Here is an 11,824-nt window from a genome sequence, read left to right as displayed (position 1 = left end):
TCAAATAACCTGACAATCGATTCTTGTAGCAGAGGCCCCTTGGCCTTTAGTTTGATACAAGTTCCGCACGAGTCGGAAAGCACTTAATGTGCTTTCCGTGCGAGCAGGACTGTTCGCAGTAGCAAACTAAAGGCCAAGGGGCCCAGTCAACCTATCAGCAGCGATTACTCAGCAGCTAGTTGAATTTGAAGATCTTTGAAGCAAGACGGTATAGGCCGAGTGTGGTTTTGTCACCGGCACGACCGCGCAGATTGGTGAAGAACCCGACCACGCCGTAGCGGGCACGACGATACATACGCTCGTCGTAGGCCTTCAAATCATTCCACAGCGTCTTTAGGCGCTCGTCGGCGCAATCTTCCTCGGAAAGCTTGGTGAGCACCGAGCAGATCGCCATCATCATGGTGAAATAGCCCATCATGTACGAGCGCAGACGCGACGACTCAACATCGCTGTACAGGTGGTACGACTCCATCATGATACGCGTCACACGGAACTGCTGGTCCAGACGCTTGACCATCGTGGCCTCGTTGACACTCTGGCCCTCGCGACCGATAAAGTAGTGATAGAGGTCGATGTCGGCGTAGTACATGGTCTTGCAACGCGGCAGCGGCACGTAGGCGTAGATGTTGTCCACATAGAACGTGTGCGGCGGCATGGGAAGGTTGGACTCGCGCAGCACATCCGTGCGATAGCACAGGCTGTGCATGAGTAGGTTCTGGTCCAGGCGGAAATGACCGATCTGATCCCAGGAAAAGATCTTCTTGCGCGGCAGGGCAAATTTGTAGCCAATAGCGGTATGCGTGCCCTCGTAAACCTTCTCGTACACGTAGTTCGAGATAAACAGGTCAACGCGCTGATCGCGCTCTTCAAAGCCACGCAGAATCGACAGCATAGTCGAAAGAGCCGCAGCGTCGAGCCAGTCGTCCGAGTCGACGACCTTGTAGTAAGTGCCCTGTGCCTCGCGCAGACCCGAAAGGACGGCAATACCGTGGCCGCCGTTCTCCTGGTGTACCGCGCGAATGATACCGGGATAACGCGCCTCCCACTCGTCGGCCTTGGCGGCCGTCTCGTCCTTGGAGCCGTCGTCCACCACGATAATCTCGATATCGGTGGCGTAATTGCTCCCCTCCAAGATGGAGGTGATGCAATGGTCCATGTCCTTGGCGGCGTTATACGAGGGAATACCGAATGTTATGACTTTATGCATGGCAGGCGATAATCTCATCCGAAAGATCGAGGGCGGAATTGGTCACGGCGTCCATATCGTAGTAACGATACTCGGCCAGACGACCCACCGGGTGGAAGTTCGTCAGGTTCTGGACGCGCTCAAGATAGCGCTCATAGAGCTCACGGTTCTCGGGCTCAAGAATGGCGTAGTACGGCGTCTCGCCCGAGCCGGGCGTATAGGCCTTGGAGTACTCCTTCATGATGGTGGTCTTGCCGGGCAGGACCTGACCGGTCATGTTCTTGAACTCGGTGATACGCGTGTAGTCCTCGCTCGTGGTGTAGTTGACGGTGCCCACGGGCTGGAACTGGTCCGTATCGAGCGTCTCGAACTTCATATCGAGCGTGCGGTACGGCAACGCACCCAAGTCGAGGTTGAACAGCTCGTCGAGTGGACCGGTATAGACAATCTCGCCACCATAGACCTTGCCGTCGATCTTGACGGTGGTCTCGTCGATCTCAAAGAGATCGCGGGCGTCCACGTCGCAGAACACGTCGATCAGGTCGTGGTCGAGCATGTGCTCAAAGAGCGCCGTGTAGCCCTCCTGCGGCATGCCCTGGAAGGGAGCTTGCGGGAAGTAGCGGTCATCATCGCCCACAAAGACGGGAACGCGGCCGGTGATCGAGGGGTCGATCTGATCGGGCGTCTGGCCCCACTGCTTCATGGTGTAATGCAAAAAGACGTTCTCGTAGACGTAATCGGCGACCTCGGCAAGATCCGGGTCGTTCTTCTTACGCAGCTCCATAATGGGCACCTTGACATCCTTGCCAAAGGTCTCCACGAGCTTCTGATACAGCTCCTCGCCGCGCTCGTCACCAAAGGCGAGCTTGAGACTCGCATGGTTGAAGGGCACGGGCATAAGGGTACCGTTGATGTTGGCGAGCACCTTGTGCTGATAATCCGTCCACTTGGTAAAGCGCGACAGGAAATTGTGCACGCGCTCGTTAAAGGTGTGATAGATATGCGGACCGTACTCGTGGATCAGGATTCCGGCCTCGTCAGTGCAGTCATAGGCATTGCCCGCAATGTGGCTACGGCGCTCCAAAACGGCAACACGATAGCCGATGGTCTCGGCAAGACGGCGGGCGCAAACGGCACCGGCATATCCAGCACCGACGACAATCATGTCGTACGCGCCGGCGTTAAAGCCTTCAGGCAGGCCTGAGGTAATCTGCATCGATACTCCTTGTCAAAAGCCACGGGCTCGTTAGCTGGGCTTTTCTCGAACATTCTTCGAGACATATTTATCAGAGCGATTATAGCGCTAATGCGTCCTATAATGAGCTTGCCACACAAGGAAAGCTCAAGCACCGCGGCGAACATAATTGAAAGGTAGACCCGCTAGCAGCGGGTTTATTCGTGAACAGCCGGGCGCCTGGAGCTTAGCGAAACGCTTGTAAGGAGTAACATGAGCGATTTCCTTAACCGTATGAAGTCTGCCGCCAAGGCCGACCTTAAGACGATCGTCCTGCCCGAGGGCGAGGATCCGCGCACCATCGTCGCGGCCACCAAGATCATCGAGGAGGGCCTGGCAAAGATCGTCATCCTGGGCAACCCCGACGAGATCGACGTTCCCGGCGCCACCGTCATCGACCCGCGCAATGCCGAGAAGCACGAGGAGTACGCGCAGAAGTTTGCCGAGCTCCGCGCCAAGAAGGGCGTTACCATCGAGCAGGCTCGCGCCCAGGTGATGGACGCCACCTACTTTGGCACCATGATGGTCAAGATGGGCGATGCCGACGGCCTGGTCTCCGGCGCCTGCCACTCCACCGCCGACACCCTGCGCCCTGCGCTTCAGATCCTCAAGACCGCCCCGGGCACCAAGCTGGTCTCGGCCTTCTTCGTGATGTGCACCGACACCCCGCAGTTCGGTACCGACGGCACGCTGATCTTCGCCGACTGCGGCCTCAACATCAACCCGTCCTCCGACGAGCTCTCCGAGATCGCCATCGCCTCGGCCCACTCCTGGTCCACCTTCATGGGCAACGTTGAGCCGCACGTGGCCATGCTCTCCTACTCCACCATGGGCTCCGCCGGTGGCGAGGTCGCAAAGAAGGTCCAGGAGGCCGTGAAGTTCTGCAAGGAGAAGGCTCCCGAGCTCGCCATCGACGGCGACCTGCAGCTCGACGCCGCCATCGTCCCCACCGTCGCCCAGCTCAAGGCCCCCGGCTCCTCCGTCGCCGGTAAGGCCAACGTGCTCGTGTTCCCCGACCTCGAGGCCGGCAACATCGGCTACAAGCTGGTCCAGCGCTTCGCCGGTGCTGACGCCTACGGCCCCATCCTGCAGGGCATCGCCAAGCCGGTTAACGACCTGTCGCGCGGCTGCTCTGCCGACGACATCGTGGGTGTCGTGGCCATCACCGCCGTCCAGGCTCAGATGGCTGAGTAGCGAACATATCCCCTCGGGACAGGAATTTCCGCCCGCTAGCAAAAGGCCTCCGGAGCTGTTGCTCTGGAGGCCTTTCGTTTACTTGCAAATGCGAGCGTTAGTTGTTCTTGGTCAGACGCTCGACGTCGTGGGCGATCATGTATTCCTCGTCGGTGGGGATGACCATGACCGTGACGGCGGAACCGGCGGCGCTGATGACCTGCGGGCCGTTGCCCACGGCCTCGCGGTTCTTGTTATTGTCGATGCGCACGCCCAGCCACTCAAAGCAGTCGCAGAAGGCCTTGCGGATCGACCAGTCGTTCTCGCCGATGCCGGCGGTAAAGGTGATGGTGTCCACGCCCGCCATGGAAGCGATCATGGAGCCAGCCTGCTGCATGGCCTTGTAGGCGAACATATCGAAGGCGAGCAGGCAGCGCTCGTCGCCCTCGGAGGCGCGTGTACGGATGTCGCGGGCGTCGTTGGAGATGCCCGAGATGGCAAGCAGACCAGACTGCTTGTTCATCATGTCATCGACTTCCTGATAGCTGTAGCCGCCCTCGCGCTGGAGGTAGCACACGGTGGCCGGATCAATGGAACCGCAGCGAGTGCCCATCATCAGGCCGTCGAGCGGCGTGAGGCCCATCGTGGTGTCGCGGCACACGCCGTCCTCGATAGCAGCGAGCGAAGCACCGTTACCCAAGTGGCACGAAAGCAGACGGTGGCAGCGCGAACCCAGGATCTCCTTGGCCATCATCCACTCATAGCGGTGGCTCGTGCCGTGGGCGCCGTACTTGCGCACGTGGTACTTGTCGCACACGTCCTTGGGCAGCGCGTAGGTATAGGCGACCTCGGGCATGGTCATATGGAACGAGGTATCGAAGACCGCCACGTTGGGCAGCTCCGGATACTTCTCACGGCAATACTCAATCGCCGCGGCCTCGCCGTAGTTGTGCAGCGGGGCGAGCGGGGCCACCTCGAGAATCTTGGCCATAACCTCGTCGTCGACAACTGCGGAATCATCGAAGTGCCAGCCGCCCTGAACGATACGATGACCAATGCCATCAATCGTAAAGTCGGTCTTCTCGAGCTCCTCGAGCACACGAGCGATAGCAGAGCGATGATCGGGGAAAGGGACCTCCTCGGTCTGCTTGGCGCCACCGTTCTCGGAGTGGCCAAAGATGCCCATGTCCGAACCGATACGTTCGCAGTTGCCCTTGGCGAAAACCTCGCGGGTATCGGTATCCAAAAGCTGATATTTAAGGCTTGAGCTGCCGGCGTTGACAACAAGTACGTTCATGAGACTCCTTTGCAGTGCAATACGGTCGACGCAGACCCCTTAAGGCGGCCGCATTTTAATAAGAAGTTATCACAACTTGATAAATAGCTATCAAGCATATCGCCCAACGAGCACAAAAGAGGGGCCGAACGGCGCTCGGTCGTCCAGCCCCTCCCCTCTTGCAATTACTTGCCGTTGACGATGCGCTCGACGTCGGAAGCGATCATGAACTCCTCGTCCGTGGGGATGACGAAAATCTTGACCTTGGAATCCTTGGCGGACAGGCACCAAGCGCCGTCGCCGCGCAGGGCGTTGCGGGCATGGTCCATCTTGACGCCCATAAAGGCCAGACGGTCGGCCACGCCAGCGCGGACAGCCGGAGCGTGCTCGCCGATGCCGGCGGTAAAGACCAGGGTGTCCATGCCGCACATGGAAGTAGCCATCTCGGCAGCCTTGGCGGCAATCTTGTAGACGAACATGTCGAAGGCGAGCTGAGCCTCGGGGTCGCCAGCGGCGGCGAGCTCCTCGACGTTGCGGCAGTCGTTGGTCTTGCCACCGGTCACAGCCAAAAGACCGGACTTCTTGTTCATCATCTCGTCGACCTCGTCGAAGGTGTAGCCACCCTCGCGCTGCAGGTAGCACACGGTAGCCGGGTCAATGGAGCCGCAGCGGGTGCCCATCATGACGCCGTCGAGCGGGGTGAGGCCCATGGTGGTATCCATGCACTTGCCGTCCTCGATGGCGCACAGGGAGGCACCAGAGCCGATGTGGCACACGACGACCTTGCGGGCCTCGCCGTTGGTCATCTCGGCGACCTTCTTGGAGATGTAGCGATAGCTGGTGCCGTGGGCGCCGTACTTACGGATGTGCAGCTTGTCGCAAACATCCTTGGGAAGGGCGTAGGTCTTGGCAACCTCGGGCATGTTGAAGTGAAAAGCGGTGTCGTAGACCGTAACGTTGGGCAGATCGGGATACTGCTCCAGGCAGTACTCGATAACGTTGGCCTCGGGGTTGTTGTGCAGCGGCGCCAGCGGGGCAACCTCGCGGATCTTAGCGAGGACGTCCTCGTCGACGAGGGAGGAATCACCAAAGTACCAGCCGCCCTGAACGATACGGTGACCAATACCCTCGATCTTGACGCCGTTGGCCTCGAGGTCCTTCAGGACGACCTCGATGGCGACCTTGTGGTCGGGGAACTCGATGTTCTCGGTCACCTTCTTGGAACCGTTGGCAGCGTGGGTGAAGGTACCGCCGGTAAAGCAGACGCGCTCGCAGGAGCCCTTTGCGGACACCTTGTGGGACTTGGTATCGATGACCTGATACTTAAGGGTCGAAGATCCTGCGTTGACGACCAGAACGTTCATGTGTCTCCCTACTAACAGGCGGTGTGGCGCCGCCAGGTTACATACGTTTCAATAATAAACCCAAACGCCCTCGCGCTCGGGTTTATTGCGTTGATATATAAGTTATCGGTGCTTGAGCTTCCGTTTCATTGCAAGGAAAAAGCGTCCTCAGATGAGGTTCTCGCCCAGATTTTTGCCGCCGAGGACGTGCATGTGAAAGTGCATGACGGTCTGACCGGCGTTGACGCCCTTGTTGGAGATGACGCGGAAACCGTCCTCCAAGCCCTTGGCCTTAGCGACCTCCTGGATGGCGTGAGCCATGGCACCCATGGTCTCAGCCGGCACGTTGTCGGCGATGTCACTGTAGTGCTTCTTGGGGATCACGAGCGTATGGACCGGCGCCTGGGGGTTGAGGTCGTCGAAGGCGATGACCTGGTTGTCCTCATAGACAACGGTCGAGGGGATCTCGTGGTTGGCAATTTTGCAGAAGATGCAATCACACATGGTTGGTTCCTTTCTCACAGACCAAGGTAATTATATTGGTCGAGATGGTTAGAACGAGAGACTGTCGTCGGTGTTGGCGGCTTCGCCGTCGGCGAGCACGTCGTTGCCGTCGACGTCCTTAAGGAGCACCGAAACCTTCTGCTCGGCATCGGACAGGCGGGTGCGCAGGCTCTTGAGGAGCTCGACGCCGCGGGTATAGCTCTCGAGCGACTCCTCGAGCTCCATATCGCCCGACTCCAAGCTGCGAATGATAAGCTCCAGCTCCTGCGAGGCCTGCTTGTACGTAAGCTGCTCGACCGGGGTCTTCTCTGCCATATCTGTTTCCTTTCCTAAAGGTTTATCGCTATGAAACGCGGGTTACTCGACCGTATCGACCGTTGCCGCCACTTTGCCGTCTGCCATGCGCACGCGGATGGCGTCGCCGGGGTTAAAGGTCTTGACGCTCGTAGCCACACCATCATCGCTGTACGCGATGGAATAGCCACGGGCAAGCACTTTGAGCGGCGACAGAGCATCGAGCGACGCGGCAGCTCGGCCCAGGTCGGACACTGGCTTGCTGAGCATCGTGCGCCCCTGATGCTCCAGACGGGAGCTCGCAAGCATGAGCGCATGGCGCTTGCCATCGAACCCCGAGGTGCTTGCAACCAGACGCTCGGGCAGACGCTCAAAGTTGGAGCGGAATGCCCCAACCGAACGCGTTATGGCGCCGGACAAACGATCGGCCGTCAGGGCAAGCTCAGACTCGCGACGCTCAACCATAAACGTTGGGTCGTTGAGGCACGGGCGACACGCAGCCGCATCGAGCGCATCGCCCAAGCGAGCCGTATAGGTATCCCAGGCACGGCGACCGCGCTGGTCGAGCATCTCCAGGTCGACCTGGGCCGACCCAATCATCGATGCCATCGCGGCACCCAGACGCTGATGGCGCGCCTCGAGCACATCGGCCAACTCCGTCATAGCCGGCGCCACCGATTCTGCCGCCGCCGTGGGCGTAGAGGCGCGTCGGTCGCTCACCATGTCGCAAATCGAGGTGTCGGGCTCATGGCCAATGCCGGTCACCACGGGCACAGGACAAGCCGCCACCGCGCGGGCAAGCTCCTCGTCATTAAAGGTCATGAGGTCCTCAAAGGAGCCGCCGCCGCGCACCAGCAAAATACAGTCGGGCGCCGGCGTAATGGAAGCGGCGCGGCGCAAGCCCTCAATGAGCTCGGCCGGCGCACCCTCGCCTTGAACCTTGGCGCCCACGCAGACGAGCTCGACGAGCGGGTTGCGACGACGCAATGTGCGCTTGACGTCGTCGATTACGGCACCCGAAAGCGAGGTGACGACTGCCACGCGGGAGCAGAACACCGGGATGCGGCGCTTGCGCGCTTCGTCCATCAGGCCCTCGCGGCGTAGCTTTTCGGCCAGTTGCGCCACTTGTTGACGCAGCAGACCCTCCCCCGCTAACGAGAACGAGCGGGCGACGAAGCTCATACGACCCGTAGGCTTGTAGAGATTGAAGCTGCCCTTAAAGCTTACCTGCATGCCGTCGCGCAAGTCGAAGGTGCGCTTAAGGTAGGCGCCCTTCCAGATGATGCAGTCGACGGCCGCCGAGTCGTCCTTGATCTGAAAGTAGCAGTGGCCGCTTCGGGCGTTTGGGCCACGAAAACCCGTGACCTCGCCCAAAACGCTCAGCTGCGGAATGGCATCGAGCGCACCGGCGGCGATCTCTACCGCCTGGCTCACGCTGAGCTCTTTGCGCTCCTGCTCGTCCGAACCGTCGAACTCGGCGGAAACGGCATTGCCGGTTAGATTCCAGCCTGCCACGCAGCCTCCTTTCGTCATCGTGCACAAGGGCTCCGGCCCTGCGCAAATTCAAGTCCAACACATAGTACAGCGCCGCGGGGACACAAATCCCCGCGGCGCCCAGCGACCCAATTTGTTATCGGTTGGAGTTTTTGTTGTAGCGAGCCATAAGATAGAGCAGCTGAATAATCGAGGTGAGCGCCGCAGCCACATAGGTAAGCGCGGCGGCCGTCAGGACCTTCTTGGCACCGTTGACCTGTTTGGAGCTCATGCCCGACTGCTCGATATACGCCACGGCGCGGCGGCTGGCGTCAATCTCGACCGGCAGCGTAACGAGCTGGAACAGCACGCTAAACGAGAAGAAGATCAGCGCGAGGGTCGTGAGTCCCGCGATGTTCATAAACAGGCCCATGAGCAGCACGATGGTCCAGGTGTTCTGGGTAAAGTTGACGACCGGCACGAGGGCGGTACGTACCTTCATCATGGCATAGCCGCTTTGACGCTGCGCGGCATGGCCTGCCTCGTGACAAGCGACAGCAACGCTTGCGACCGAGCCGCCCGAACGGTTGGAATCCGACAGATACAGGTTGTTGTCCTGCGGGTTGTAATGATCGGTGAGCTCGCCAGCAACGCCCTTGATGCCCACGGCACTACAACCGTTGGCATCGAGCATGCGGCGAGCGACCGTGGCGCCCGTATCGCCGTCCGAGCGCACCTTAGACCACGTCTTGTACGTCGAGTTGATATAGCTCTGCGCGGCAAGACCGAGCACCGTACAAACAAGAACAACCAGCAGGTACAGCGGGTCGATACCAAAGCCGTATCCATAGTAATAGGGCATGCGAATTCCTCCGAATCGAGTTACACGTTGGAGGCATTCTACCCACTCAAGCGGCTAGGCTTCCTTACAGGAGCTCGATTTTGCCGTCCTTCACGGTGAGTCCCATATTGCCGGAAAGCAGATCGTCCAGACGCGAGCCCACAAGCTCAAAGCGCCAGCCTTCGCGCAGGGGGCTCTGCTCGGGGTGCTCAATATAGTCGGCCAGGTCATCGCGCGAGGCGATGACCGAGGTCGCCACGCCCGAGCGCTCGGCAACCAGGCGAATGAGCGCATACATCAGGTCCGTCACGCTCTCCAACTCCGGAGAGATCTGGCGATGCCCGCGCACCATGAGCGGCAGGCGATCGTGCGGGCAGCTTGCGCCACGCTTGATGGCCATGAGCGCACCGTCCACGTCGCGCTCCCCCAACTGATCGGTACCGCGAATGCTACGGAACTCCTCAACGCGCACGGGATTGCGCTTGACGAGCGCAAGCAGCGTGTCGTCGGACATGACCCACTTGCGCGGGATGTTACGGCGCTCGGCGCGGTCCTCGCGCCAGGCGGCGAGCTCGCGCGCGATGCCCAGCTGGTGGCGGCTGCACGAGTTGATGCGCTTGACCTTGCGGAATGCCTCGTGACGGTCGGCGCGATAGTGCGACTCGTCAGCCAGCGGGCGTAGCTCGTCGAGCACCCAGTCCACACGGCCCAGCTCGCGCAGGCGACTCATCATCTCGGTATAGGCGACGATCAAGTACTTGACGTCATCAATCGCGTACTCAATCTGCTTATCGGTCAGCGGGCGACGCGACCAGTCGGTCAGCGACTCGGTCTTGGGCAGCGAGACGCCGCAAAACGTCTGAACAAGCGCGCCATACGAAATCTGCTGGCGCTCGCCCAAAAAGGCAGCGGCGACCTGCGTATCGAAAATCGGTCGTGGCAGCACGCCCACGGTATGGAGCATAACCTCCATATCCTGCGAGCAGGCGTGGAAGACCTTAGTCACGCTCTCGTCTGCCATAAGCTCGGCCAGCGGCGATAGGTCGTCGATTACCAGGGGATCGACCGCGACGCTCTCGGCAGGGGTGGCAATCTGAACCAAGCACAGACGCGGATGGAATGTGCGCTCGCGCAAAAACTCGGTATCGACGGCAATCGCGTCGAACTCACGGGCGCGCTGGCAAAAGTCGAGTAGAGCCTGATGTGTGGAAATGTACATATCAACCCATCGAATAAGGTTAGGCCCGAAAAACACGGGTAGGATATCGGCATTGCCTTACAACTATACTCGGTTAGTCACAGAACGGGAACGTAAGTATGCGCTGCCTTATCATCCACAACCCGGCATCGGGCCCCAGCTCAGATGAAATCTACGCATTCACGCACGCCCTCGCGCAGGGCGGCGACGAGGTCGTGATGCGTTTTATCGGCGATGGCATGGAGCCCGAGGACGCCGTGGCAGACGTGCGCGAGTTTGATCGCGTGGTCGTTTCGGGCGGCGACGGCACCGTCTCCAACGTGCTCGACCAGATGCGCGGATGCGGTGTCCCCACGCTCGTCTTCCCCTCCGGCACAGCCTGCCTGTTCTTCAACAACATCGGCAATGCCCCCGAGGCAGCGGCGCTTGCCAAGGCTTGCCGCGCCGGTCGCACGGTCAAAGTGGACATGGGCGAGCTCTTTTGGCTCGACGAGAACGGCAACGAGAAGCGCCACGGCTTTATCATCATCGCCGGCTCGGGCTTCGACGCCGAGATCATGATGAAGGCCGCCCCCACCAAAAACGACATCGGCGAGATCGCCTACTTCCTCTCTGCGCTCGCCACGCCCAACCCCACGGTGGCGCACTTTACGATTGAGCATGACGGCATTGTCGAGGAGCTCGACGGCATCTGCTGCATGGCCGGCAACACCTCGGTCATCCAAAACGACATCAACCTGTTCCCCGACTGCCGCATGAACGATGGCATGGTCGACATTGCGGTCATCGAACCCGTGCGCACCGTGCAGCTGTTGCCTACCGTGATCACCGCTGCGCTTGACCCCGCCGGCAAGGTACTCGGGCGCCCGCAGTTCAAGATCATCCAGACCAAGGAAGCCAAGATCACCTGCACCCCGTCGCTGGGCATGCAGTTCGATGGCGAGATTATCTCCAGCAATTCGGGCGTCTTTGGAGCCCGCGCGCTTCCACAATGCCTCGACCTCATCGTCGACGAATTCTCCCCGCTCGGAAAATAGGAGGACCCTATGAACGACAATCCCCTGCTCGGCTTTATCATCATCGTTTTGGCCATGCTCGTCGGCTATGCGATCAACGTAATCCACCGCCGGAAGAAGTAATTCCACATTGGCATGATATTCATCCAATTATCGTCTCCCCCACTGTTTATGCATTTGCCAAGCAGCGGGGGATTTTTCTTTGTGCCCCGTGCAAGGCGCTTTATTCAGGTACAGTAATTGCAGGGTGCCTTTATTTAACTAAAGCTACAAAATGAGTATTCTT

Annotated in this window: 11 protein-coding genes; 2 read left to right on the top strand and 9 right to left on the bottom strand. The window is 59.7% G+C overall.

The features are described 5' to 3' along the window. Positions 1-175: 175 nt before the first annotated feature. Together LCQ44_RS06790 and glf are read right to left on the bottom strand one after the other, a co-directional pair. Positions 176-1,207 carry a glycosyltransferase family 2 protein gene (locus LCQ44_RS06790; protein ID WP_225093422.1) on the bottom strand — a complete coding sequence of 344 codons (1,032 nt, stop codon included), beginning with the start codon at positions 1,205-1,207 and terminating at the stop codon, positions 176-178. Next, positions 1,200-2,402, bottom strand: coding sequence for a UDP-galactopyranose mutase (glf, locus tag LCQ44_RS06785; RefSeq protein ID WP_225093421.1), 1,203 nt, complete (start codon positions 2,400-2,402; stop codon positions 1,200-1,202). Before glf ends, LCQ44_RS06790 begins: the two co-directional genes overlap by 8 nt. Positions 2,403-2,633: 231 nt before the next feature. Here glf and pta point away from each other — a divergent pair, with 231 nt between their 5' ends. Next, positions 2,634-3,614, top strand: a complete 981-nt coding sequence (gene pta / locus LCQ44_RS06780; protein WP_055309798.1) for a phosphate acetyltransferase — start codon at positions 2,634-2,636, stop codon at positions 3,612-3,614. 97 nt (positions 3,615-3,711) lie between these two features. On the opposite strand, the gene LCQ44_RS06775 is transcribed toward pta, so the two are convergent. The 7 genes from LCQ44_RS06775 to rnd all read right to left on the bottom strand — a co-directional run bounded on the left by LCQ44_RS06775 (position 3,712) and on the right by rnd (position 10,543). Further along, complete coding sequence (locus LCQ44_RS06775) at positions 3,712-4,890, bottom strand: acetate/propionate family kinase (RefSeq protein ID WP_117820680.1); 1,179 nt, start codon at positions 4,888-4,890, stop codon at positions 3,712-3,714. 164 nt (positions 4,891-5,054) lie between these two features. Further along, entirely contained in the window at positions 5,055-6,233 is a 1,179-nt protein-coding gene (locus LCQ44_RS06770; protein ID WP_006234305.1) for an acetate/propionate family kinase, read from the bottom strand. Between the two features lie 147 nt (positions 6,234-6,380). Further along, positions 6,381-6,716 carry a histidine triad nucleotide-binding protein gene (locus tag LCQ44_RS06765; protein ID WP_225093420.1) on the bottom strand — a complete coding sequence of 112 codons (336 nt, stop codon included), beginning with the start codon at positions 6,714-6,716 and terminating at the stop codon, positions 6,381-6,383. A gap of 48 nt (positions 6,717-6,764) precedes the next feature. Continuing rightward, entirely contained in the window at positions 6,765-7,031 is a 267-nt protein-coding gene (gene xseB / locus LCQ44_RS06760; RefSeq protein ID WP_117773930.1) for an exodeoxyribonuclease VII small subunit, read from the bottom strand. Positions 7,032-7,073: 42 nt separating this feature from the next. After that, a complete protein-coding gene (xseA, locus tag LCQ44_RS06755; protein ID WP_338149090.1) occupies positions 7,074-8,525 on the bottom strand; it encodes an exodeoxyribonuclease VII large subunit in 1,452 nt (483 codons plus the stop codon). A gap of 115 nt (positions 8,526-8,640) precedes the next feature. After that, positions 8,641-9,345 (bottom strand): zinc metallopeptidase, encoded by a 705-nt coding sequence (locus LCQ44_RS06750; protein ID WP_225093419.1) that lies wholly within the window; start codon positions 9,343-9,345, stop codon positions 8,641-8,643. A gap of 64 nt (positions 9,346-9,409) precedes the next feature. Further along, a complete protein-coding gene (gene rnd / locus LCQ44_RS06745; protein WP_006234315.1) occupies positions 9,410-10,543 on the bottom strand; it encodes a ribonuclease D in 1,134 nt (377 codons plus the stop codon). A 98-nt stretch (positions 10,544-10,641) separates the two neighbouring features. Between rnd and LCQ44_RS06740 the strand changes: the two genes are divergently transcribed. Beyond that, on the top strand, positions 10,642-11,559 hold the full coding sequence (locus tag LCQ44_RS06740; RefSeq protein ID WP_055309791.1) for a diacylglycerol/lipid kinase family protein: 918 nt from the start codon (positions 10,642-10,644) through the stop codon (positions 11,557-11,559). Positions 11,560-11,824 lie beyond the last annotated feature (265 nt).

Source organism: Collinsella aerofaciens, assembly GCF_020181355.1.
GTDB lineage: Bacteria > Actinomycetota > Coriobacteriia > Coriobacteriales > Coriobacteriaceae > Collinsella.
The sequence above is the reverse complement of the archived record's forward strand: the minus strand, read 5'-3'. Positions and strand labels throughout refer to the sequence as shown.